Origin of the sequence: Erwinia psychrophila (assembly GCF_039023475.1) — a bacterium.
Classification (GTDB): Bacteria; Pseudomonadota; Gammaproteobacteria; order Enterobacterales; family Enterobacteriaceae; genus Erwinia.
The window spans coordinates 136,539-159,943 of sequence record NZ_JBCHVB010000001.1 but is presented as its reverse complement, the minus strand read 5'-3'; the positions used below and the strand labels follow the sequence as shown (position 1 = coordinate 159,943).

General features: G+C 55.7%; 21 protein-coding genes. 10 read left to right on the top strand and 11 right to left on the bottom strand.

The genetic code is table 11. The features are described 5' to 3' along the window. The first annotated feature begins 15 nt into the window (after positions 1-15). Entirely contained in the window at positions 16-1,380 is a 1,365-nt protein-coding gene (locus AAH446_RS00755; RefSeq protein WP_342904822.1) for an L-serine ammonia-lyase, read from the top strand. Positions 1,381-1,627: 247 nt separating this feature from the next. After that, entirely contained in the window at positions 1,628-3,238 is a 1,611-nt protein-coding gene (locus tag AAH446_RS00750) for an EAL domain-containing protein (protein ID WP_342904821.1), read from the top strand. A 37-nt stretch (positions 3,239-3,275) separates the two neighbouring features. On the opposite strand, the gene AAH446_RS00745 is transcribed toward AAH446_RS00750, so the two are convergent. Beyond that, positions 3,276-4,841, bottom strand: coding sequence for a TerC family protein (locus tag AAH446_RS00745; protein WP_342904820.1), 1,566 nt, complete (start codon positions 4,839-4,841; stop codon positions 3,276-3,278). 559 nt (positions 4,842-5,400) lie between these two features. Between AAH446_RS00745 and manX the strand changes: the two genes are divergently transcribed. From manX to AAH446_RS00725, 4 genes are all read left to right on the top strand, one after another. Next, positions 5,401-6,369, top strand: a complete 969-nt coding sequence (gene manX, locus AAH446_RS00740; protein WP_342904819.1) for a PTS mannose transporter subunit IIAB — start codon at positions 5,401-5,403, stop codon at positions 6,367-6,369. A 68-nt stretch (positions 6,370-6,437) separates the two neighbouring features. Beyond that, positions 6,438-7,238 (top strand): PTS mannose/fructose/sorbose transporter subunit IIC, encoded by an 801-nt coding sequence (locus tag AAH446_RS00735; protein ID WP_342904818.1) that lies wholly within the window; start codon positions 6,438-6,440, stop codon positions 7,236-7,238. A gap of 16 nt (positions 7,239-7,254) precedes the next feature. Next, a complete protein-coding gene (locus AAH446_RS00730; protein ID WP_342904817.1) occupies positions 7,255-8,136 on the top strand; it encodes a PTS mannose transporter subunit IID in 882 nt (293 codons plus the stop codon). A 92-nt stretch (positions 8,137-8,228) separates the two neighbouring features. Beyond that, on the top strand, positions 8,229-8,684 hold the full coding sequence (locus tag AAH446_RS00725; RefSeq protein ID WP_342904816.1) for a DUF986 family protein: 456 nt from the start codon (positions 8,229-8,231) through the stop codon (positions 8,682-8,684). Here the strand turns inward: AAH446_RS00725 and rlmA are convergent. From rlmA to AAH446_RS00700, 5 genes are all read right to left on the bottom strand, one after another. Next, positions 8,668-9,510 (bottom strand): 23S rRNA (guanine(745)-N(1))-methyltransferase, encoded by an 843-nt coding sequence (gene rlmA, locus AAH446_RS00720; RefSeq protein WP_342904815.1) that lies wholly within the window; start codon positions 9,508-9,510, stop codon positions 8,668-8,670. The two genes, AAH446_RS00725 and rlmA, sit on opposite strands and share 17 nt — an antisense overlap. 168 nt (positions 9,511-9,678) lie before the next feature. Beyond that, positions 9,679-9,888, bottom strand: coding sequence for a transcription antiterminator/RNA stability regulator CspE (cspE, locus tag AAH446_RS00715; protein ID WP_001062678.1), 210 nt, complete (start codon positions 9,886-9,888; stop codon positions 9,679-9,681). An 81-nt stretch (positions 9,889-9,969) separates the two neighbouring features. Next, a complete protein-coding gene (locus AAH446_RS19710) occupies positions 9,970-10,044 on the bottom strand; it encodes a DUF2627 domain-containing protein (protein ID WP_428946306.1) in 75 nt (24 codons plus the stop codon). Between the two features lie 533 nt (positions 10,045-10,577). Next, the gene (locus tag AAH446_RS00705; protein ID WP_342904814.1) at positions 10,578-11,588 is read right to left on the bottom strand and encodes an MBL fold metallo-hydrolase; all 1,011 of its coding nucleotides are present in this window, start codon (positions 11,586-11,588) and stop codon (positions 10,578-10,580) included. Positions 11,589-11,610: 22 nt separating this feature from the next. Further along, positions 11,611-11,880: a YebO family protein gene (locus AAH446_RS00700; protein ID WP_342904813.1), complete on the bottom strand. Its 270-nt coding sequence runs from the start codon at positions 11,878-11,880 to the stop codon at positions 11,611-11,613. A 237-nt stretch (positions 11,881-12,117) separates the two neighbouring features. On the opposite strand from AAH446_RS00700, the gene AAH446_RS00695 reads away from it, so the two are divergent. Then, positions 12,118-12,354, top strand: coding sequence for a YobH family protein (locus AAH446_RS00695; RefSeq protein ID WP_342904812.1), 237 nt, complete (start codon positions 12,118-12,120; stop codon positions 12,352-12,354). Positions 12,355-12,386: 32 nt separating this feature from the next. Here the strand turns inward: AAH446_RS00695 and kdgR are convergent, their stop codons facing one another. Further along, the gene (kdgR, locus tag AAH446_RS00690; protein ID WP_342904811.1) at positions 12,387-13,178 is read right to left on the bottom strand and encodes a DNA-binding transcriptional regulator KdgR; all 792 of its coding nucleotides are present in this window, start codon (positions 13,176-13,178) and stop codon (positions 12,387-12,389) included. 191 nt (positions 13,179-13,369) lie between these two features. Between kdgR and AAH446_RS00685 the strand changes: the two genes are divergently transcribed. Continuing rightward, the gene (locus AAH446_RS00685) at positions 13,370-14,746 is read left to right on the top strand and encodes an MFS transporter (RefSeq protein WP_342904810.1); all 1,377 of its coding nucleotides are present in this window, start codon (positions 13,370-13,372) and stop codon (positions 14,744-14,746) included. A gap of 56 nt (positions 14,747-14,802) precedes the next feature. Here AAH446_RS00685 and htpX read toward each other — a convergent pair whose 3' ends face one another. From htpX to AAH446_RS00665, 4 genes are all read right to left on the bottom strand, one after another. After that, positions 14,803-15,687 (bottom strand): protease HtpX, encoded by an 885-nt coding sequence (gene htpX, locus AAH446_RS00680; RefSeq protein ID WP_342904809.1) that lies wholly within the window; start codon positions 15,685-15,687, stop codon positions 14,803-14,805. Positions 15,688-15,931: 244 nt separating this feature from the next. Further along, positions 15,932-17,968 carry a carboxy terminal-processing peptidase gene (gene prc / locus AAH446_RS00675; RefSeq protein ID WP_342904808.1) on the bottom strand — a complete coding sequence of 679 codons (2,037 nt, stop codon included), beginning with the start codon at positions 17,966-17,968 and terminating at the stop codon, positions 15,932-15,934. 19 nt (positions 17,969-17,987) lie between these two features. Then, entirely contained in the window at positions 17,988-18,662 is a 675-nt protein-coding gene (proQ, locus tag AAH446_RS00670; protein WP_342904807.1) for an RNA chaperone ProQ, read from the bottom strand. Positions 18,663-18,758: 96 nt separating this feature from the next. Then, complete coding sequence (locus AAH446_RS00665; protein ID WP_342904806.1) at positions 18,759-19,259, bottom strand: GAF domain-containing protein; 501 nt, start codon at positions 19,257-19,259, stop codon at positions 18,759-18,761. Between the two features lie 222 nt (positions 19,260-19,481). Between AAH446_RS00665 and yebS the strand changes: the two genes are divergently transcribed. Together yebS and AAH446_RS00655 are read left to right on the top strand one after the other, a co-directional pair. Then, positions 19,482-20,726 (top strand): membrane integrity lipid transport subunit YebS, encoded by a 1,245-nt coding sequence (gene yebS, locus AAH446_RS00660; protein ID WP_342904805.1) that lies wholly within the window; start codon positions 19,482-19,484, stop codon positions 20,724-20,726. Beyond that, positions 20,695-23,331, top strand: a complete 2,637-nt coding sequence (locus AAH446_RS00655; RefSeq protein WP_342904804.1) for a PqiB family protein — start codon at positions 20,695-20,697, stop codon at positions 23,329-23,331. The genes yebS and AAH446_RS00655 overlap by 32 nt, the downstream gene beginning before the upstream one ends. The last annotated feature ends 74 nt before the right edge of the window (positions 23,332-23,405 follow it).

Here is a 23,405-nt window from a genome sequence, read left to right as displayed (position 1 = left end):
TCTAAGGAGCGAAGTGTGATTAGCGTTTTCGACATGTTTAAAATCGGCATTGGTCCATCCAGTTCTCATACGGTAGGCCCGATGAAAGCCGGTAAAAAGTTTGTCGACGATCTGGTCAGCAGCGGCAGGCTTAACGAGGCGACGCGCGTGGCCGTCGATGTGTATGGCTCGCTCTCCCTGACGGGCAAGGGGCACCATACGGATATCGCCATTATTATGGGCCTCTCCGGCGCCTCGCCGGAAAGCGTTGATATCGACGGCATCGCCGGTTTTATTCGCGACGTTGAGCAGCGTCAGCGCCTGCTGCTGGCCAACGGCGCGCATGAGGTGGATTTCCCCCGCGAGGGCGGTATGGTGTTCCGCAGTGATAACCTGTCGCTGCATGAAAACGGTATGCGGATCCACGCCTGGTCGGGCGACACGCTCCTTTACAGCAAAACCTATTACTCCATCGGCGGCGGCTTTATCGTCGATGAGGAACATTTCGGACAATCCACGCTTGATGAGGTCTCCGTCCCTTATCCGTTTAACTCGGCTAAAGAGATGCTGGCCCACTGTCATCAGACCGGGCTCTCGCTCTCCGGCATGGTGATGAAAAACGAACTGGCCGTGCACACTAAAGCGGAAATCGAGCACTATTTCGCTGACATCTGGCAGAGTATGCGCGACTGTATCGATCGCGGTCTGAATACCGAAGGCGTACTGCCCGGCCCGCTGCGCGTTCCCCGCCGGGCCGCCGCGCTGCGCAGGCTGCTGGTCTCCTCCGATAAACTGTCACGCGACCCGATGAACGTCATCGACTGGGTGAACATGTTTGCGCTGGCCGTGAATGAAGAGAATGCCGCGGGTGGACGGGTTGTGACCGCACCGACCAACGGCGCCTGCGGTATCGTTCCCGCCGTGCTGGCCTATTACGACCACTTCATTGAGTCAGTCAGCCCGGATATTTTTATTCGTTACTTCCTCGCGTCTGGTGCCGTGGGCATTCTCTATAAAATGAATGCCTCCATTTCCGGCGCGGAGGTAGGCTGCCAGGGCGAAGTGGGCGTGGCCTGTTCCATGGCGGCGGCGGGACTGGCTGAACTGCTGGGCGCCAGCCCGGAACAGGTCTGCGTTGCCGCTGAAATCGGCATGGAGCATAACCTTGGGCTGACCTGTGACCCGGTCGCAGGCCAGGTGCAGGTTCCCTGCATTGAGCGTAACGCCATCGGCGCCGTGAAGGCTATCAACTCCGCGCGGATGGCGATGCGCCGCACCAGCGAGGCTCGTGTCTCGCTCGATAAGGTCATTGAAACCATGTATGAAACCGGCAAGGATATGAACGCGAAGTATCGCGAGACGTCACGCGGCGGACTGGCGATTAAAGTCCAGTGTGACTGATCCCGAAGCCGGCACTTTGCCACTCCCCTCACGCCACCTTCCCGGTGGCGTTTTTAGTGCCTGCGCCTGACAGACCCTGACCGCCCGTCAGTTATGCACGAGCGCAGTTTACTGGCGAACCCACGCCTTAACCTTCTGTTTTCGCTGAACCGGTTAATCTCCCGTATCAGACTAAACTTACCGGAACCGGTGCCGATAACAGATGTTCGATCTGTGTATATGCGTCTTGATCTAAGGGTGGTTACTGATGCCAATGTCCCAGGAAGTTTTCGGACAGTTCCGCCGTAAGCGATTTTTTATCGCTGCGGTTGTTGCCGCGTTGGTGCTTATCCTCACATTATCCTTCCGTTTTATGGAAGAGAAAGGCCGGATTGAGCAACAGTCGCGCACTTTTGCCGATAAGGCCATTCAGCGCTTCGATCGCCTCTTTTCACCGCTGGACGTGGCGGCGAATAATACGCTTGGGCTGGTAGGCCTCTCCTGCGATCAGGTCCGGTTTCCGCTGATTGAGAAGGTTGCGGCGCTGCAAACCGTGCGCGCAATCGTGCTGGTGGATCAGGATAATATGTACTGTTCCAGCATTTTTGGCACTACGGGCATGACCTTCAGCCAGAGCTATCCTGAACTGGCGGTGAACAATCAGCGGATGATGCTCAGTACCGACGATCATCTGCTGAAGGGCTCCCCTGTCCTGCTGCTGTGGACCCCTCACGATACGAATAACCGCTCCGGTATTCTCCAGGTCATCAACATTGAGATGATGAGCAATTACCTGCTGGAACCGACCTTGCCCTGGGTGGAACGGGCGATATTCGATGTCGGAGGCAAAAGCCTTGAGTATGGCAATCCGCTGATTGAACCTGCCTGGCCTTCTGAGGATGAAGTCGCCTATAAAGACGTCTCGCTCCGCTATCCCTTTTCGATAACCCTGTTTGGCCCGGCACCCGGCAGGCTGGCGCTGATGACCGTGCCGTCACAGCTCCCGCTCGCCCTGCTGCTCAGCCTGCTGATGGGCTATATCGTCTGGCTGGCGACCGCTAACCGCATGAGTCTCTCCTGGCAGATAAGCTATGGCATTACCGCCAGAGAATTTATGGTTTACTGCCAGCCGCTGATTAACGCGCGAACCGGCGACTGTGACGGCATTGAGCTCCTGCTGCGCTGGCATAACGCCCGCCAGGGCTGGATCCCGCCGGACGTCTTTATTCCGCTGGCCGAGCGGCAGAATCTTATTGCGCCACTTACCCGCTTCGTGATGAGCGAGGTCGTGCGTCATCTGCCGGAACTGCCCACATCCCCTACGTTTCATATCGCCATCAACGTGGCCGCCAGCCATTTCCATAACCGGGAAATTATTGACGATCTTCAGCGCCTGTGGTGGCCCGCTAACCCTGTTCCCCAGCTGATAGTGGAGCTGACCGAGCGTGACTCCCTGCCCGCCGTTGACCAGCGTGTGGTTTCACATCTGCACAAAATAGGCGTGAAGCTGGCGATTGATGACTTTGGCACCGGCCACAGCTCCCTCTCCTATCTGAAGACGCTGAGTCCGGACGTGCTGAAAATTGATAAAATTTTCACTGCCGCTATCGGGACGGATGCGATCAACGCAACGGTAACGGACATGGTGATCTCACTGGCGCAGCGGCTAAATATCAGTCTGGTCGCGGAAGGCGTGGAAACGGAAGAGCAAGCCGATTATCTGCGTGATAAAGGCGTGGATGTGCTGCAGGGCTATTTTTATGCGCGTCCCATGCCCCTGGGCGAATTCCCGCAGTGGCTGGCGAATCATAAGACGACGGTTCCGGATGAAAAAGAGGTGCCCGGCCCTCTGTATACCGTCTCACCGTTAAAAACGTAACAGGCTGCATCCGCTGAGCGGGATGCAGCCCTGAACGTTACTCTTCTTCGTCCCCGGCATGGGGATCGCGTTCGCGGGTGATACGCACAAGATCGATGCGGTAGGTGGTTGCTTCCACTATCTGAAACAGAAACGAAGCCAGTTTGATCACCTCACCCGGCTGGGGCAGCTGCCCCTTCTGCTCAATCAGCAGACCCGCCAGCGAGGCATGATCGTCCTCCTGATTCACCAGCATCTGGGTATCCAGCAGCTGTTGCAGAGAGTGCAAATCTGTTCCTCCCTTCACCAGCCACCCTTCACCGTCCGCGATAATATCGGGAGTTTCATCCTCATCCGGGAATTCACCGGCAATCGCTTCCAGTACGTCCAGCGGGGTGATCAGCCCCTGCACCACGCCAAATTCATTCGTCACCACCACGAAGCTCCCCTTCGCGCGGCGCAGAACACCGAGCAGGTTAATCGGGTCGAGCGTTTCCGGCACGATAATCGGCGGCGAGGCGGCGGCGAAGGTTGCCACATCAATGCCGTGTTCCAGCGCGACCAGCAGCTCTTTCGCGCGAACCACGCCGATAATTTCATCCAGTTCACCACGGCAAACCGGGAACAGGCTGTGTGGTGTATCCAGTAGCTGGACGCGCACCTCATTCAGTGGACGATCGGCATCCACCCAGGAGATGTCTCCTCGTGGCGTCATGATGCTGCGCACCGACCGGGATGCCAGCGTCAGCACGCCGTTAATCATGTAGCGCTCTTCGTCCTTAAAGGTTTCCTGCGGCATGATTTTTGCCACTTCGTCGCTTTCGCCACTCTGTACTTCCTGGCTGCGGCGTCCCCCCATCAGGCGCTGGATAGCTTCCGCGGTACGTTCACGCATCGGCCTTCTTGCCTGATGGCGCATAAAGTTTACCCGCGCAATCTGGTTGAACATCTCAATAAGGATGGAGAAGCCAATCGCCGCGTAGAGGTAGCCTTTAGGAATATGGAAGCCAAACCCTTCCGCCACCAGGCTCAGGCCGATCATCAACAGGAAGCTCAGGCACAGCACCACCACCGTAGGATGTGCGTTAACAAAATTGGTCAACGGCTTGGAAGCCAGCAGCATAACGCCCATCGCGATAATCACAGCGGTCATCATGACAGCCAGGTTATCCACCATACCGACGGCGGTAATCACGGCGTCCAGCGAGAAGACGGCATCCAGCACCACGATCTGCGCCACCACTGCCCAGAAGCTGGCATAACCCTTATTGCCACCATCGCCGTGATCGCGGTTTTCAAGCCGCTCATGCAGCTCCATCGTTGCCTTGAACAACAGGAACAGACCACCAAACAGCAGGATCAGGTCGCGGCCTGAGAAGCTGAACTCTCCCACGCTGAAAAGGGGTCGGGTGAGCGTCACCATCCAGGAGATCAGCGACAGCAGGCCAAGGCGCATGATCAGCGCCAGCGACAGGCCAATGATACGGGCCTTATCTCGCTGTTTCGGCGGCAGTTTATCCGCAAGAATAGCGATAAAAACCAGGTTATCGATACCTAATACAATCTCAAGCACGACCAGCGTCAGCAGTCCAGCCCAGATTGAGGGGTCTAAAAGAAATTCCATTACAGACTCCGGAAGCAGGAACAGGAAAACGCCGCCACTGGAGAGAGCAGTGCGCAGCAGACAACATGACAGGGAGAACCAGGAGATTCGTCAGACGACGGGATAAAGCTGGCCGGATGATCCGGTGAGATGAATAAGCGACTTCGGTGACAGTCCATAGGGAGGGCTGAGGCCCATTACTCCTGTGTTGAAAAAGGATCACTACTTTAAACAGCGCTTTTCACCTCGTCAAAATGTTTTCTTACATTTACAGAGCGAGCGCACGTTTCGCCCTGCTTATCCAAACGGATCGGCATGCAAAAGCGACGAGGGTCTAAATAACTGAGCGCGGTCACATAATTTATTTTTTCGCGTACTAAAATAAATCGCGCCCCGGATAACGTCAGCGTTCCTTTCTGGGTGACCTGTTGCTGAGCCGGCCAGGTTAATTCTGTGCCCGGGTAACTCAGCAAAATAACAAAACGTTCAATTTATTACGATAAGCTCAGGCTGTCAGATAAATTCTCGCGCGGCCCAACAGAGATATCGGGCTGCAACCTATTGTTAATGGAGGTAGCAAGTGACAATTGCTATTGTTATCGGCACGCACGGCTGGGCTGCGGAGCAGCTGATCAAAACGGCCGAAATGCTCCTCGGGGAGCAGCAAAATATCGCCTGGATCGACTTCGTTCCCGGCGAAAATGCTGAAACCCTGATTGAGAAATATCAGGCGAGACTGGCCGATTTAGACACCAGCAAGGGCGTTCTTTTTCTGGTCGATACATGGGGAGGCAGTCCGTTCAACGCTGCCAGCCGCCTGGTGGTTGAGAAAGAGAACCATGAAGTGATTGCCGGCGTTAATATTCCGATGCTGGTGGAAACCCTGATGGCGAGAGACGATGATCCCAGCTTTGATGAGCTGGTGGCGATCGCCGTGGAAACCGGACGTGAAGGCGTTAAGGCCCTGAAGGCAAAAGAAGCAGCGCCTGCGCCTGTCGCCGCCGCTCCGGCAAAAGCCGCTGCTCCCGCAGCGCAGAAACCGATGGGCCCGAACGACCATATGAAGATCGGACTCGCCCGCATTGATGACCGCTTAATCCATGGCCAGGTTGCAACCCGCTGGACCAAAGAAACCAACGTCACCCGCATTATCGTTGTCAGCGACGAGGTTGCTGCGGACAACGTGCGCAAGACTCTGCTGACTCAGGTTGCCCCACCGGGCGTCACGGCGCACGTGGTCGACGTTGCCAAAATGATCCGCGTCTGGAATAACCCGAAATATGCGGGCGATCGCGTTATGCTTCTCTTTACTAACCCGACCGACGTGGAGCGACTGGTCGAGGCTGGCGTAAAAATCCCAAGCGTGAACATTGGCGGCATGGCGTTCCGTCAGGGAAAAATACAGGTCAACAACGCCGTATCCGTGGATGAAAAAGATATCGCCGCCTTTAAGAAACTGAACGAACGCGGCATTGAACTTGAAGTCCGTAAGGTCTCATCCGATCAACGCCTGAAAATGATGGATCTGATTGCCAAAATGGACAGGTAGCACTCGCGAAAATTATTGCCTGATATCTCAGGCTTAACTCAGTATTCGAATGACAGAGGAGAAGTGCAATGGAGATTACCACTCTTCAGATTGTGCTCATATTTATCGTTGCCTGTATCGCAGGTATGGGCTCCATCCTTGATGAATTTCAGTTTCACCGCCCCCTGGTGGCCTGTACGCTTATCGGCTTCGTGTTAGGTGATGTGAAAACCGGCATCATTATCGGCGGTACGCTGGAAATGATCGCCCTCGGCTGGATGAACATCGGTGCCGCCGTTGCACCGGATGCCGCCCTCGCCTCCATTATCTCCACCATTCTGGTTATTGCCGGTGGACAGAGCGTCGGTGCCGGTATTGCGCTGGCTATCCCGCTGGCAGCGGCGGGCCAGGTCCTGACCATCATCGTCAGGACAATCACCGTGGCCTTCCAGCACGCGGCCGATAAGGCGGCGGAAAAAGGCAATCTGACGGCGATTTCCTGGATCCATGTGTCGGCGCTGTTTTTGCAGGCGATGCGTATCGCTATTCCCGCCCTTATCGTTGCGATCTCGGTCGGCACCAGCATTGTACAGGGCATGCTTGAGTCGATCCCTGACGTGGTGACCAACGGCCTGAATATCGCCGGTGGCATGATCGTAGTGGTCGGTTACGCGATGGTTATCAATATGATGCGCGCGGGCTATCTGATGCCTTTCTTCTATCTGGGCTTCGTGACCGCCGCCTTTACCGACTTTAACCTGGTTGCGCTGGGCGTGATTGGCGTGGTGATGGCGGTGCTCTACATCCAGCTGGCACCGAAATATAACCGCGTGGCGGGTGCGCAGGGCTCTGGCCCGGTCGCAAACGACCTTGATAACGAATTAGATTAGGCAAAGGGTGAGCAAAATGGTTGATACCACTACGACTACCACAGCAGCAACTGCCACAACGGCCTCCGGCACGCAGAAAAAACTGACGGCGGGCGACGTACGCGGCGTGTTTCTTCGCTCCAATCTGTTTCAGGGCTCCTGGAACTTTGAACGTATGCAGGCGCTGGGTTTCTGCTACTCCATGGTGCCGGTAATCCGTCGCCTCTATCCCGAAAATAATGATGACCGCAAGCAGGCCATCAAGCGTCATCTGGAGTTTTTTAATACCCATCCTTACGTGGCGGCGCCGGTTCTGGGCGTAACCATGGCTATGGAAGAGCAACGTGCGAACGGTGCGCCAATCGATGATGCGGCCATCAACGGCATCAAGGTTGGCCTGATGGGGCCGCTGGCAGGCGTGGGCGACCCGATTTTCTGGGGAACCGTCCGCCCGGTATTTGCCGCACTCGGTGCCGGCATCGCCATGAGCGGCAGCCTGCTTGGCCCTGTCCTCTTCTTCGTGCTCTTTAACCTGGTGCGCCTGCTGGTACGCTATTACGGCGTGGCCTACGGCTACCGCAAAGGGGTCGATATCGTAGGCGATATGGGCGGCGGTTTTCTGCAAAAGCTGACCGAGGGGGCGTCCATTCTTGGCCTCTTTGTCATGGGAGCGCTGGTCAACAAGTGGACGCATGTGAATGTGCCGCTGGTGGTCTCGCGCATTACCGATCAGACCGGGAAAACAACGGTCACTACGGTACAGACGATTCTCGATCAGCTGATGCCGGGCCTTATCCCGCTGCTCCTGACCTTCGGCTGTATGTGGCTGCTGCGCCGTAAGGTCAATGCGCTCTGGATTATTATGGGCTTCTTCGTTATCGGTATCGTCGGCTACGGGATCGGCGTGCTGGGTCTGTAAACGCGTCGCCGGGGGCGACCCCGGCGTCTCAGAGACCAGCCGGAAGGCGCTTATCAGAGGCTTCTTCCGGCTGTTTTTTCAGAGGAAAAGAGATGTCATTAACCGACTACGTGATCGTGCTGTTTATCGCCCTGTTTCTGCTCTATGCCGTCTATGATGAGCTGATCATGGATCGCCTGCGGGGCGAAACCCGCCTGAAAGTCCTGCTGAAGCGGCGGAACAAGCTCGACAGTCTGATTTTCGTCGGGCTGATTGCCATTCTCCTTTATCAGAATATCACGGCTGGCGGCACCCGGCTGACCACCACGCTGCTGATGGCGCTGGCCTTCTGCTCCATCTATCTCTTCTGGATACGCCAGCCGAAGCTGCTGTTCAAGCCGCAGGGCTTTTTCTACGCCAATATCTTCATCGGTTACGACCGCATCAAAACCATGAATCTTTCAGAAGATGGCGTGCTGGTCATCGAACTTGAACAGCGTAAACTCTATATACACGTCAGCAAACTGGATGACCTGGAAAGCATTTACCACTTTATGGCAGCGCAGTAGCCTCTGGCGTCGCCCTGCGCTGCCAGAGACGCAGCGTAAAATCGGTTTCACAGTCGAACTGCGGCGTCGTGGCCAGTACGCCCCAGACCTCGGGACGCGCGCGCCAGGCAAACGGCGTCATCTGTAACAGCGCGGCGGACTCTTCGCTGTTAAGCTGCATCGGATAGTTGAGGGCGTGCTGCTCAATCATCTCGAATCCCTCCATCTGCTCCGGCGTTTCATCATGGAGCTTCACGTCCTGATAAATAAGCGCCTTAAACTGGATCAGATGACGCGGACCCGGCGTAACGGTAAGCACATAGCCATTCTCTTTTACCACTCTGAAAAGCTCTTTCGCCTTACAGGGCGCATAAATGCGCAGCACGGCATCAAACTGCGCGTCCGGGAACGGCAGACGGTGGCTGGAGGCCACGCAAAATTCCACATTGTGGTAGCGGCGGGCACCATAGCGAACGGCGACCTTCGAGACATCCAGGCCATAAACCTCCGCCTCGCCGCGCGCCTGCAACTTTGCTGCCACAGCATGGGTGTAATAGCCCTCGCCGCAGCCGATATCCAGCACGCTTGTCGCCGTCGGCGGCAGGATCCGGCTGAAGATATCGCCGACCTTCTGCTGCAAAGGTTGATAGTGCCCGGCATCCAGGAACTCCCGCCGCGCCAGCATCATATCGGCACTGTCTCCCGGCTGGCGTGAGCGCTTATGCTGTACCGGCAGGAGGTTAACGTAACCCTCTTTCGCCCGGTCAAACTGATGTCTGTTGCTGCATCGCCACAGCGACGCCTCCTGATGCAGAGGGGAATGGCAAAGGGGGCACTGGTACGACATAACAACTCTCCGGGAAAGGGACACGGCGGAAGTTTACCGGAAACTGACGGACAGCGGCACGCTTTTCCTGAGCCCATGAAAAAGCCCCGCCGTTTCCGGCAGGGCTTTAGCATTCAGATGCGTGCCTGGTGACTCGCCACGCGGGCAAGAGCAGGCTCAGATCGAAAATTAGATAGCGGTAACGTTCACAGCAGCAGGGCCTTTCTGGCCGTCCTGAATTTCGAACTCAACGTTCTGGCCTTCGGCCAGCGTTTTGAAGCCATTACCCTGAATTGCAGAGAAATGTACGAATACATCTTTGCTGCCGTCTGCTGGGGTGATGAAACCAAAACCTTTAGACTCGTTGAACCACTTAACCTGACCTTTAATCTTTGCCATTTTGCAAATTCCTTAGAGAGTTTATTCGCCCGGAGGCTTGACGTACAAAAAAACCAGAGACATTACTGCATGAGGCATGAATTAAGGCTCGGCAAGGAAGCGGTATTCAACGTCAACGTCTTTACTCGAAACTTCTTTACTGAAGATGCCATACATAAACAGAGCTGTACCTCGTTTTATCTTAAAGCGTTATCACATATCCGTTAATTAATGGCAAGTCATTTTTAAACAGTGATAGAGACGTCGCACAGAATTGAATCGAATAAAGCACAGAATGCATCTGTATGTCTGACAGGCTGAAAACGTCGCGCCCTGAAGGCCGTTTATCGCCGCCCATTCTTCTCTCAAAATAGTGGCACCAGCTTACCCTGCCGGTGGCTTTATGTCTATTCCCTGATAAGTCCTGCTGTCAGTATCGGGGAAAAGTATTGCATAAATATGGCATAGCCGGACCTGACGCATTCTTTTTTAATGCGTACGCATTCAGCGAATGTTTACCAAAGAAAACTGTACAAAAAAAAAGCTCAGGTACAGCCTGAAATTTTAAATTGCACCAAAATCAGGAAACTGTATTCCCACTGCCCCATTAAAAGGCAAAAAGTGGGCTAAATTAATTTGCGGTCCTGTCTTCAGGCTATTTGTATTATTTGAGATGAAACGCTAAATCTGCTCCGGGCAAATTAAGTGTTTTAGGAATATTCCTGGGTGAGCTTATTCAGCGATCTCTTTTCACCTATTCGCCAGGCGCGGAATCGCCGATTATCCATCTCCGCGATACGCATCGCTTCCGCCAGCATTGCCGGGGGTTCATCCAGTGATTCATCGGCAAGCTCAAAGACTCCCCAGTGAACAGGTATGGATACGGGCTCGCCCAAGGCCTTATGCAACGATACTGCGGCGGTCGGGTTCATATGCTGCCCGCGCATAAACCATTCTGGCGCATAGGCCCCCACCGGCAAGGCCGCCAGGTTGAACGGCCCCAGACGGCGGGGTATCTCAAGCAAATTCTCCGTATAGCCGCTGTCGCCGGTAAACCAGAAGCTTAACCTGTCGCTCTTGATCACCCAGCCGCACCAGAGCGAGCGGTTACGATCGAAGGGCGTGCGCATACTCCAGTGCCGGGCAGGAACGGCGTGAATAGCCAGTCCGGCGGTCTGCGTTGTCTCCCACCAGTCCAGCTGGGTAACGTTTCTGGCACCCAGCCTGCGGAACCAGGGTTCCAGCCCCAGCGGCACGATAAAGGTGACGTCAGGAAAACGGCGCAAAATCTTTTTGATGGTGGGCCGATCGAGATGATCATAATGGCTGTGGGAAATCAGCACGCAGGCCAGAGAGGAGAGTTGCTCCAGCGCCAGTGGAGAAGGTGTTTTACGCTTCGGCCCGAAAAAACTGACGGGAGATGCGCGTGAGGATAAAACGGGATCGATCAGGGTGTACTGCCCTTCCGTCCTGAGCAGCAGCGAGGCGTGACCAAGCCACCAGACTGCCTCATCGCTGCCGCTGAGATCCGCCTGCTGCCACCATTGGCGGGTAAAACCATCGTAACCCAGCGCAGGGGGATAAGGCAGTCCGGCCGCTTTGCGCTCCCGGCGCCAGCGTTGCAGATCGCCGGGGGCTCTCAGTTCCTCTTCCGGGTTACGAAACCCCTTGGGGGTATGATGTGCTTTGCCCGGATCGTACCAGGGGTTTTGCCATGCCATAGTAGGTTGCCTTCCCTGAGGGTTAACGCTCAGGGATCAGGCGGATAAAGTCCTGACTATCCCTTTCCCCGCCGGAGGCGACTTTCTCTTTACCCGCCACCGCATCGGTCAGCCGGTGAAGCATCACGTTCTGACGCTTCTGCTCTTCCAGCAGCGACTCAAGTAAGCGCACCTGCTGGCTGGCCCGGACGCTGGCCCGGTTAACAAAGAACCAGGCAATCAGGCTAATGATGACCAGCAGGACCATAAAGCCCATTGACGCCAGACTCATCGCATCGTTTGTAATCGTCATAGTTGCCTCTGAAGTGCCTTTCTTTTACTGCATCCCCGGTGTGGTGCATGCTGGGGAAAGATTCTACCCTGTCGCCGTAAAATTGACAGCGGGCGCGCAAGATTTTAAGAACCTTCATAAGGCCAGGTTTCCCGGCATAAGTTATGCTGCGAAACCTGGATGTGCGGCTGTTATGATAAGTGCTTACAGCGAGGCGGGAATGCCTGAACGGCTGAATTTGAGTTTTAAGGAGTAGAAATGCGTTTTTTAGTTCGACTTGTCATGCTTTTTGTTCTTATTTGGGTTGCGCTGCTGGTAACAGGCTATGGCGTACTGACCAGCAGCGCCAGCAACGTCGCCGGGCTGGGTCTTCAGTGTCACTACCTGACCGCCCGGGGCGTGGTCACAGCGCAATACCTGCATTCCGATAGCGGCATTGTTGGCGTCACCGACTGCCCGCTTTTAAGAAAAAGCACCGAAGTGGTGGACAACTAAACGCCGGGGCCAGCGCCTGCTGGCCCCGCTTTTCAGAAGGGGTAGTCGTGGTAGCCCATCTGCTCAGAAAGCTTTCTCGCGGCCTGATGAAGCATCGCCACGTAGTCACTTTTCTCCTCCTCCGCAAAGCGGATGGTGGGGAAAGAAATACTCAGTCCGGCAATCACCACACCGAAGCGGTCGAATACCGGAACGGCTATGCAGCGTAATCCTTCTTCCTGCTCTTCATTATCTTCACCAAACCCCTGAGCCCGGACTCTCTCCAGTACCGGCATCAACTCATCTGCGCTGCCCACGGTACGGGCGGTACTGCGGTTAAAGACGACATCGGCCAGAATCTCCTTCACCTCTTCCACCTCGCGCCAGGCCAGCAGCACTTTTCCAATGGCGGTGCTGTGTAACGGATTACGGCGGCCAATACGCGAGTACATTCTCAGGTTGTAGAGGGAGTCGATTTTATGAATATAAACAATGCTGTCTTCCTCCAGCGCACCGAGATGAATTGTTTCTTTGGTGTGGCGGGAAAGCTCGCGCATCTGAATATCCGCGCTGCGGATCAGATCCACGTTCTGAAGCGCTTTTGCGCCCAGCTCAAACAGCTTCAGGGTCAGGGAATATTTTTCTGAATCCCCTTCCTGGGAAACGTAGCCCAGGGATTTCATCGTCTGCAGGAAACGGTAGACGGTGCTTTTAGACATCATTACCCGCTGGGACAGCTCCGTGATGCCATGCTCTCTCTCCTCCCCCAGCGCCTGTAAAATCCCAAAGACTTTCATTACCGAAGAGACCGCATCCGGTTGTTTATCCATATCACCGCTAGCCATGAGGGATCCTTTACGTGTTTTATAAAAAATGGAACATTATTTCTAGTATACGTTTTGCGCCATAACAGGCGCAACGACGGCTGTCGAATAATTGTGAACAAATCCGCGTTAATTTTAACGGCGCGCAGTTGGAAAAGTGCAAAAAAAATCACTAGCATACTCAGACTCTCTTCTCTGATTCCGTAAGGCCTATGCCGCAAACATCTTACCCTGACGGCCTGCCCGTTCCCCGACGCTATGGGGCCATTATGGCCATCGCGCTTGGCATTACGGTTGCCGTCCTTGATGGCGCCATCGCTAACGTTGCATTGCCGACTATCGCCCGCGATCTGAACGCTAGCCCGGCGGAGTCGATCTGGATCGTTAACGCCTATCAGCTGGCCATTATCGTCTCGCTGCTGTCGCTTTCGTTTTTAGGCGATATTGTTGGCTACCGGCGTATTTATCAGGCGGGGCTGGTGCTGTTCACCGGCACGTCGGTGTTCTGTGCCTTTTCCACTTCGCTGGAGATGCTCACCTTTGCGCGCGTTCTCCAGGGATTCGGCGGCGCGGCGCTGATGAGCGTGAATACGGCCCTGATCAGGATTATTTATCCGCAGCGTTTCCTCGGGAGGGGCATGGGCATTAACTCGCTGATTGTTGCCGTCTCTATCGCCGCCGGCCCCACGGTCGCCGCTGCCATCCTCTCAGTCGCGACATGGCACTGGTTGTTTCTGATCAATATTCCCATTGGTCTGGCGGCTTTCTTTCTCGCGTTACGCTTTCTGCCGGATAATCAGCAAAAAGCGAAGGGGCAGCGTTTTGATCTCATCAGCGCCGTGATGAACGCTTTAACCTTTGGCCTGCTCATCTCCGCCCTGAGCGGTTTTGCTCAGGGGCAGAGTGGAACGCTGATCCTCACGGAGGTTGCTGCTCTGCTGGTGGTGGGATTTCTGTTTATCCGTCGCCAGCTTCGCCTGCCCTTTCCGCTGCTGCCGGTCGATCTTTTCCGCATCCCGGTGTTCTCGCTTTCAATCGGCACGTCCGTCTGCTCTTTCTGCGCTCAAATGCTGGCGATGGTTTCACTGCCCTTTTTCCTGCAAACCGTGCTGCTGCGTGATGAAGTGGCAACCGGGCTACTGCTGACGCCCTGGCCGCTGGCTACCATGGTGGTATCCCCGCTTGCCGGCAGGCTGACAGAGCGCTTTCATGCTGGCCTGCTGGGGGGAGCCGGGCTGGCGCTCTTTGCCGCCGGGCTGTTTGCGCTGGCGCTGCTCCCTGCGTCGCCCGGCGATGCGGATATCATCTGGCGAATGGCGTTGTGCGGCGCGGGGTTCGGGCTGTTCCAGTCGCCCAACAACCACGCTATTATCTCTTCCGCGCCCCGGCACCGCAGCGGAGGCGCCAGCGGCATGCTCGGCACCGCCCGCCTGCTTGGGCAAACCATGGGCGCCGCGCTGGTGGCGCTGATGTTTAATCTGTTCGGTTCCCACGGCACCCATGCCTCTTTACTGCTGGCGGGCGGCTTCTCAGCGATAGCCGCCGTCGTCAGCGTCTTCCGACTGACCCAGCCCCGCGCCGGCGCTTAACGTTTTTCAGGCGTAAAAAAACCGGCCATCAGGCCGGTTTTTGCGACGTTTGCCGCTTAATTGAGGTACTGGCCGCTGCGCAGCGCCTCAATACGTTTATCCAGCGGCGGGTGCGACATAAAGAATTCGCTTATCGATTTCGACTTGCCGTTAATGCAGAAGGCCATCATGGTGCTGGCTTCCTGCGGCTCGTAGCTGGTCTTCAGTCGCTGAAGCGCGGCGATCATTTTTTCACGGCCCACCAGTTTTGCAGAACCGGCATCTGCGTGGAACTCGCGATGACGCGAAAACCACATGGTGATCATGCTGGCGAGGATACCAAAGACCAGCTCCAGCACCATCGACACGGCAAAATAGACCATCGGATTGCCGTTGCTGCTTTCACCTTCGCCATCCCGGTTGCCGGAGAGAAAACCAGAGGCGATCTGGGCAATAATGCGTGAAACAAAGATCACAAAGGTGTTAACAATGCCCTGGATCAGCGTCATCGTGACCATATCGCCGTTGGCGATATGGCTGATTTCGTGCGCCAGTACCGCTTCAGCCTCATCCCGGCTCATATTCTGCAACAGGCCGGTGGAGACCGCTACCAGCGAGGCATCGCGACGAGCGCCGGTGGCAAACGCGTTAATGTCAGGCGCGTGGTAAATCGCCACCTGCGGCATAGCGATCCCCACCTGCTGCGCCTGATGGGCGATGGTCTGGACCAGCCAGCGCTCGGTCTCCGTACGGGGTTGTTCAATCACTTCACCGCCGACGGAGCGCAACGCCATCCATTTCGACATCAGCAGTGAAACAAACGCACCGCCAAAGCCAAACAGGCCTGCCATAATCATCAGGCCCTGAACGCTGCTTGACTGGATCCCTGTCAGGCTGAGGATCAGCCCAAACACCAACATCACCCCAAGGTTGGTTAACAGGAAAAGCGCAATACGCATCATAAAATTTTATCTTCCTCAGTAAACAATTGTGCCTGTAGCGGATAACTATCCTATGGGCTGCTAAAAACATTTCAAGCACTCTTGAACTTTAAGTGCTTATAAAGACATAACTTTACACTCAATGGCGCAGGGAGCTGGCAGCAAGGGTAACGGCGGAAGAAGCGAGGTAAAAGCGGGTCAAAAAGGCGGCGTTAATCTCTGCGGAAACGTTAAAAAAAAGCACAGCTTTCGCTGTGCTTTCGGTTTACTGAGCGGCCGTTGAGGGGTGAGATTTCTCAAGTTCCGCCAGGTCATTGGCGATATTGACCGTTTCATCAAGGTAAGGATCGGGTTCTTTGTAATCCTTTGGCAGATCGTCAAGCGTAGCCAGCGGCTTTTTGCCTTCCTGCTGTAGTCGCGCATTAATACGCGCCAGCCGCAGCGCATCATCTTCATGGTTCTCTTTTTCACGCTCGGCGTAATTAAGAGAGATCATATTGCGCTTCTCTTTCAGAGCGTTGAAGCGGGCAATATCTTTGATGATGTACTGGAACTCACGATCCTTAGCGATGCGATCCTGATGGTTTTTCACCAGCAGCGGCTCCAGCGGACTGAGATCGCCGGTTTTGGCGTAGGTGGCAGCATTGATGCTGTCCCACGGCAGCGCATTATCTTCAAACTTCTCGCCGGTCTCAACCGCTTCCACGCCCGTTGGCATCAGCAGATCCGGGGTCACCCCTTTACGCTGGGTACTGCCGCCGTTGATGCGGTAGAATTTCTGGATCGTATAGGTGATGGAGCCCAGCGCAGGCCATTCAGGTCGCAGCATCTGATCGTAAATACGGTTCAGAGAGCGGTATTGCTGAACGGTGCCTTTACCGAACGTCGGTTCGCCGACAATCAGCGCGCGGCCATAATCCTGCATCGCCGCCGCAAAAATCTCCGAGGCGGAGGCGCTGAAGCGATCGACCAGCACTACCAGCGGACCTTTATAGAAGACGGTGCCGTCAGTGTCGCTGTCTTCACGCACTTTGCCGTTGTTATCGCGTACCTGGACGATCGGGCCGGACGGGATAAACAGACCGGAAAGCGATACTGCCTCGGTCAGCGCCCCACCGCCGTTGGTACGTAAATCGATTACGATACTGGTGACGTTCTGCTTTTGTAACTTTTGCAGCTGCACCTTAACGTCGTCAGTCAGGCCAACATAAAAGCCGGGAATATCCAGAACGCCCACTTTTTTGCTGCCGACGTTATGTACGGACATTTTCACCGCACGATCTTCAAGGCGGATCTTTTCGCGCGTCAGGGTCAGGGTGCGGGTTTTGGTTCCCTTACCGGCGGGCAGCACTTCCAGCCGCACTTTACTGCCTTTTGGCCCTTTAATCAGCGCCACGACATCATCAAGCCGCCAGCCGATCACATCCACCATTGGTTTACCCGGCTGCCCCACGCCAACGATGCGATCGCCAACGGTGATGGCTTTACTCTTGGCAGCAGGTCCGCCGGCCACCAGAGAGTTGATGACGGTGTAGTCCTCATCCATCTGCAGTACGGCACCGATCCCCTCAAGCGACAGGCTCATTTCAGTGTTGAACTGGTCGGTATTACGCGGGGAGAGATAGCTGGTATGAGGATCGATCTCGCGGGCGAAGGCCGTCATCGCAAGCTGGAACACGTCCTCGCTGTTGCTCTGCGCCAGGCGGCGAATAGCAAACTGATAGCGCTTGGTGAGCACTTCGCCGATTTCTTTCTCATCCTTGCCGGCCAGCTTGAGGCTCAGCTGGTCATATTTGACCTTGGCGTCCCAGAGCTGATTAAGCTCGGCGGTGGACTTCGGCCAGGGTGCCTTACTGCGATCGAGATCGATGGTATCCTGACCGCTGAAGTCCATCGGCTTTTTCAGTACGCTCAGCGCATACTGATAGCGTTCAAACCGGCGCTTCTGCGCCAGGTTATATAAATCATAAAAAACATCCAGCTGGCCCGATTTTAACTCGCCGTCCAGGGTGCCTTTCTTATCCGCATACCGGGCAATATCTGAACTCAACAGCACGTTGTGGCTGTAGTCGAGCAGATTGAGGTAGCGGTCAAAAATCTTTACGGAGAACGCCTTATCCAGGTCGAACTGCCGGTAGTGCGAACGCGTAAAGCGTGAGCTGATGCGCTCACTGACGGTCGCATGCTGCGGTTCCTGATGAAGCTGAGGGATCTGGTCGGCGCGGGTAAGCGTATCCGCGGCGAAAACATTTCCGGCAAGCAGCAGTCCAGCGATTACGGTGGTTTTAAAAAAGTTGTTCATGCCCTGACTGGCCTCCGTATCAGAACTGCAAGTGTTCTGCGCGTACTATCATTGCCATGCCGGAAGTGAGCTGTACCCGGACGCCATCTTTGGTAATTTCAAGAATGGTGGCATCCATCGCACTTTTACCCGCGGTGACTTTGATGTGCTGGCCGATCTGCAATGCTGCCGTATCGGTGACGGGTTTGCTGCGCGGTGGCTGACGTTCTGCCAAAGGCGCGCGCTCAGCGGCGGGTTTGCTCTGAGCTTTACGCGGCTGCTCGCCTTCGGCAGAAGGTTTACGCACCGGCTTGCGGGGGCGACGTGGCGCGCCATCGTTACCCGCTTCGCGTTTTTTCGCCTGCTGCTGCTCGCGCTGCGCCTGAACGCGCGCTTTGGCCTCTTCCAGCTGCTTACGCGCATGTTCAACGTGCTGCTCGTCAAGGACGCCACAGGCATTGCCGTCAAGGTCAACGCGGGTCGCACCGGCTTTGATGCCGTATAAATAACGCCAGCTCGACGTGTACAGACGTAACGCGGAGCGAAGCTGAGTCTTACTCAGGTTCATTTCTCCCTGTACACGATCGACTAAATCCTGAAAGATTCCGATCTTCAGCGGCTTTGCTTCGCCTTCGGCACTGAAACATTGAGGAAAGCGCTCGGCCAGAAAGGCGATAACTTCTTTGCTGCTATTCAACTTAGGTTGATTTTCCATGAAATTTCCTGATTACAACGGGTTTGCCAATCAGCGCAGGCATGAACAGGCGTCATTATAATGACCCCATCGGCAAATGCTACGTTATCCAGCGCTTTAGCTACGTTTCATGTGAATAAATTTTTCCACATCGGATTTGGCGAGGAGATCGCACAACCCGTCAGTCAGGGTTTTCAGGCCTTCTTCGTCTTCCTGATCGAAGCGGTTATATTCAACGCTGTCGATATCTAACACGCCGATGGTCTCACCGTTGACCACCAGCGGCAGGACGATTTCGGAATTGCTGGCGGCGTCGCAGGCGATATGGCCAGGAAACGCATGCACGTCCTGAACGCGCTGCACGGTGCTTTCCGCCACGGCAGTACCGCAAACGCCTTTACCCACGGGAATACGCACGCAGGCGATTTTGCCCTGGAAAGGTCCCAGCACCAGCGTATTGGCTTCGGTTAACAGATAAAACCCAGCCCAGTTCACGCCCTCAAGCCGTTCATAAAGCAGCGCGCTACAGTTGCTCATCGCCGCAAGGAAACTGGTTTCACCGGCAATCAGCGCACGCAGATCGCGGTTGAGGTCGGAATAAAATTCTGTTTTTGTCATTTTTTAACCATTATGAAAACGAGATATGCGGCCCGTAATGACCGCAACTGATAAAATAAGCATTAAAAGTCCAGACGGACAAGGTGAAACATTCCGTTAGTTAATATACCCTTGGTTTTGTCTGGACCTTAAGCACGACTGCGATGTGTCCTGGTAGCTTAGTGGCGAAGTACACAGCCAAACCCTGCCCTGCACCGTCCGGGCATCAGCATAGTCAGGATTATGAAAATACACGTCATTCGTCATGCTCTGCCTCAGGCACGTTATCAGCGTTGCCCCCAATGCGATACCCTTTTTTCCTTACCAGATGTGAAATCTGACCAGTCCGCGCACTGCCCCCGCTGCAACGCCCGTATCCTGAATGGCCGCGACTGGTCGATGACCCGGCTTGCGGCCATGGCGGTAACTATGCTGCTGCTGATGCCTTTCGCTTTTAACGAGCCGCTGATGACCATCAGGCTACTGGGGACCACGATTCGGGCCAGTTTGCTGGGCGGCGTTATCCAGATGGCGCAGCAGGGCAACGTAATTACCGCTTCGATGGTTGCCTTCTGTACGATCGGCGCGCCGGTAACCCTGGTGGCGGCGATTGGCTGGCTCTACTTCGGGCATCAGTTCGGCCTGAACCTGCGTCCGGTGCTTCTGATGCTTGACCGCCTTAAAGAGTGGGTGATGCTCGATATCTATCTGGTCGGCATCGCGGTCGCCTCAATTAAAGTGCAGGATTACGCCAGCATTAACCCAGGCCCCGGACTGATTGCCTACGTCCTGCTGACAATATTGAGTCTGGTGACGCTGATCCATATCAACGTGGAGCAGCTGTGGCACCGGTTTTATCCGCAGCCACAGCCGAACGTATCGCCTGAACAGCTACAGGTCTGCCTGAACTGCCATCATACCGGGCTTGCCGACGATCGCGGGCGCTGTCCCCGCTGCCATACGCCGTTGCGGTTTCGCCGCCGCTTCAGCCTGCAAAAGTCCTGGGCCGCGCTGATCGCCTCTATCGTGTTTTTGATCCCGGCGAATCTGCTGCCAATCTCTATTATCTATCTGAACGGTTCACGGCAGGAAGACACCCTATTTTCGGGGATCCTCTCGCTCGCCTCAGGGAATATCCCGATCGCGGCTGTGGTGTTTATCGCCAGTATTCTTGTGCCGTTCACCAAGGTGATAGTGCTGCTTACGCTGCTGATCAGCATTCATTTCAAATGTGAACAGGGGTTGAAAACCCGCGTCCGGCTGTTGCGCGTTGTGACCTGGATCGGACGCTGGTCTATGCTGGACCTGTTTGTGATTTCGTTAACCATGTCGCTGGTCAATCGCGATCAGCTACTGGCTTTTACCATGGGACCTGCCGCCTTCTATTTTGGTGCCGCGGTCATTCTCACTATCCTTGCCGTTGAGTGGCTGGATAGCCGTTTACTTTGGGATGCACATGCAACAGGAAACGCCGACTACACCGACTAACGCGCGCATTACACGCCGGCGCAAGATTTCGCCGTTCTGGCTGCTGCCGCTTATCGCGTTGCTGATCGCAGGCTGGCTCCTCTGGTCCAATTACCAGGAGCGAGGCACGACGGTTATCATTGATTTCGCTACGGCGGACGGCATTGTGCCGGGACGCACGCCGGTGCGCTATCAGGGCGTGGAGGTGGGTCTGGTACAGGGCATCAGCATGACCGATGACCTGCGCACGATCAAAATCAAGGCCAGCATCAAAAGCGATATGCGCGATGCGCTACGTCAGGATACGCAGTTCTGGCTGGTCACGCCAAAAGCCTCACTGGCGGGCGTCTCCGGCCTGGACGCGCTGGTAGGCGGGAACTATATCGGCATGATGCCCGGCAAAGGCGAGCCGCGTGAACATTTCGTGGCGCTGGATACCCAGCCGAAATATCGCGTCAATACCGGTGAGATGCTGATCCATATGCATACCGACGACCTGGGTTCACTGAATACCGGCTCGCTGGTTTACTTCCGTAAGATCCCGGTAGGCCGCGTTTATGATTACAGCATTAACCCCGGCAACCAGGGCGTAACGGTAGATGTGCTAATCGAACGCCGTTTCACCAACCTGGTGAAAAAAGAGAGCCGCTTCTGGAACGTATCCGGCATGAAGGCGGATGTGAGCCTGAGCGGCGCCAAGGTAGAGTTAGAGAGCCTGGCCGCGCTGGTCAACGGTGCGATCGCCTTCGACTCACCGGAAGATTCGCCGCAGGCGAAATCCGAGGATACCTATAATCTCTATCCGGATCTGGCCCACAGCAAGCGCGGCGTCATCGTCACGCTCGACCTTCCCGATGGCAAAAACCTCAAGGCGGACAGTACGCCGCTGATGTATCAGGGACTGGAAGTGGGCACCCTGACCGCGCTGAACCTGAACCCTGGCGGTAAGGTGACCGGTGAACTGACCCTCGATCCTTCGGTAACGGGCCTGATGCGCACCGGCACCCGTATTGAGATGCGCAGCCCGAAGGTCAGCCTGAACGATACCAGCCTGAGCAGCCTGCTCACCGGCAACACGCTGGAGCTGATCCCGGGTGAAGGCGACCCGCAGAAACATTTCACCGTTGTGCCGGACAACGCCTCTCTTTTACAGCAGCCTGACGCGCTGGAACTGACGTTGACCGCTCCGGAGAGCTACGGCATAGATGCGGGCCAGCCGCTGATGCTGCACGGCATGCGCATCGGTCAGATCGTCAGCCGGGACCTGAAGGAGCAAGGTGTGCAGTTCAGCCTCGCCGTAGCGCCCAAATACCGCCATCTGGTGCATGGCGACAGCAAATTCATTATCAACAGCCGCCTCGACGTCAAGCTGGGGCTGGACGGCATGGAAGTGATTGGCGCCAGCGCCCGTGAATGGGTCGATGGCGGCATACGTCTTGAGCCGGGCAGCAAAGGAAAAGCGCAGCAGAACTATCCTCTCTACGCCAATGCTGACAAAGCGGCCGCAGGGATCACCACCGACCGCCTGCCTACCACCCTCACTCTGACGGCCAATAGCCTGCCCGATATTCAGGCGGGGTCAGTTGTGCTTTACCGCAAGTTTCAGGTAGGTGAGATTGTCGATGTGATCCCGAAAGCAAACCAGTTTGACGTCCTCGTCTACGTTAAACCGGAATACCGTAAACTGCTTTCCGGGAACAGCGTCTTTTGGGCCGAGGGCGGCGCCCGCGTCCAGGTTAATGCCAGCGGTCTGACCGTGCAGGCTTCACCGCTGAACCGTGCGCTGAAAGGTGCCATCAGCTTCGATAACCTCTCAGGCGCCGGCGCGGGGCTCAACAGCAAGGATAAACGCGTACTTTATGATTCGGAAACGGCGGCCCGTGCGGTCGGCAGCCAGATCGCGCTACGGACCTATGACGCCAGCAAGCTCTCTGCGGGGATGCCGATTCGCTATCTGGGCATTACCATTGGCCAGCTTGAATCCCTGGCGCTCAGCCCGGATAAAAACCTGGTGGTAGCGAAAGCCGTTCTCTATCCGGAATATGTGCAGGACTTTGCCCGCATCGGCAGCCGCTTCTCGGTGGTATCACCGGAAATTTCCGCGACGGGCGTGAAGCATCTGGATACGCTAATTCAGCCTTATATCAACGTCGATCCTGGAAAAGGCCGTGCACAGCGCAGCTTTGAGCTTCAGGAGTCCACCATCACCGACGCCCGCTATCTGGACGGCCTCAACGTGGTGCTGGATGCGCCTGAAGGCGGATCGCTCTCTGTCGGAACGCCGGTGCTGTTCCGCGGTATTGAGGTCGGTACGGTTACAGGTACATCGCTCGGCGCCATGGCTGACCGTGTTCAGATCACGCTGCGTATCAGTAAAAAGTACCAGCATCTGGTGCGGAATAACTCGGTATTCTGGCTCGCCTCGGGCTACAACCTGAAGTTTGGCCTGATTGGCGGGGTCGTGAAGACCGGTACCTTCCAGCAGTTTATTCAGGGCGGCATCGCCTTTGCCACGCCGCCAACGGTGCCGCTGGCGCCTCAGGCCACCTCCGGCAAGCATTATCTGCTGGAAGAAGAGGAGCCGGAAGGGTGGCGTAAATGGGGAACGGCGATTCCTGGCAAGTAATCTCAGCCGCCTGCGGAGCAATCCGCAGGCGTTTGGCCACACAGATGACGACGCTGACCCATTTTCTCTGAAGG

Coding starts and splice junctions, on each gene's coding strand:
- AAH446_RS00750 (WP_342904821.1), top strand. CDS start 1,628: ATGCCAATGTCCCAGGAAGTTTTCGGACAGTTCCGCCGTAAGCGATTT.
- AAH446_RS00745 (WP_342904820.1), bottom strand. CDS start 4,841: ATGGAATTTCTTTTAGACCCCTCAATCTGGGCTGGACTGCTGACGCTG.
- AAH446_RS00735 (WP_342904818.1), top strand. CDS start 6,438: ATGGAGATTACCACTCTTCAGATTGTGCTCATATTTATCGTTGCCTGT.
- AAH446_RS00730 (WP_342904817.1), top strand. CDS start 7,255: ATGGTTGATACCACTACGACTACCACAGCAGCAACTGCCACAACGGCC.
- AAH446_RS00725 (WP_342904816.1), top strand. CDS start 8,229: ATGTCATTAACCGACTACGTGATCGTGCTGTTTATCGCCCTGTTTCTG.
- rlmA (WP_342904815.1), bottom strand. CDS start 9,510: ATGTCGTACCAGTGCCCCCTTTGCCATTCCCCTCTGCATCAGGAGGCG.
- cspE (WP_001062678.1), bottom strand. CDS start 9,888: ATGGCAAAGATTAAAGGTCAGGTTAAGTGGTTCAACGAGTCTAAAGGT.
- AAH446_RS00705 (WP_342904814.1), bottom strand. CDS start 11,588: ATGGCATGGCAAAACCCCTGGTACGATCCGGGCAAAGCACATCATACC.
- AAH446_RS00700 (WP_342904813.1), bottom strand. CDS start 11,880: ATGACGATTACAAACGATGCGATGAGTCTGGCGTCAATGGGCTTTATG.
- AAH446_RS00695 (WP_342904812.1), top strand. CDS start 12,118: ATGCGTTTTTTAGTTCGACTTGTCATGCTTTTTGTTCTTATTTGGGTT.
- kdgR (WP_342904811.1), bottom strand. CDS start 13,178: ATGGCTAGCGGTGATATGGATAAACAACCGGATGCGGTCTCTTCGGTA.
- AAH446_RS00685 (WP_342904810.1), top strand. CDS start 13,370: ATGCCGCAAACATCTTACCCTGACGGCCTGCCCGTTCCCCGACGCTAT.
- htpX (WP_342904809.1), bottom strand. CDS start 15,687: ATGATGCGTATTGCGCTTTTCCTGTTAACCAACCTTGGGGTGATGTTG.
- prc (WP_342904808.1), bottom strand. CDS start 17,968: ATGAACAACTTTTTTAAAACCACCGTAATCGCTGGACTGCTGCTTGCC.
- proQ (WP_342904807.1), bottom strand. CDS start 18,662: ATGGAAAATCAACCTAAGTTGAATAGCAGCAAAGAAGTTATCGCCTTT.
- AAH446_RS00665 (WP_342904806.1), bottom strand. CDS start 19,259: ATGACAAAAACAGAATTTTATTCCGACCTCAACCGCGATCTGCGTGCG.
- yebS (WP_342904805.1), top strand. CDS start 19,482: ATGAAAATACACGTCATTCGTCATGCTCTGCCTCAGGCACGTTATCAG.
- AAH446_RS00655 (WP_342904804.1), top strand. CDS start 20,695: ATGCAACAGGAAACGCCGACTACACCGACTAACGCGCGCATTACACGC.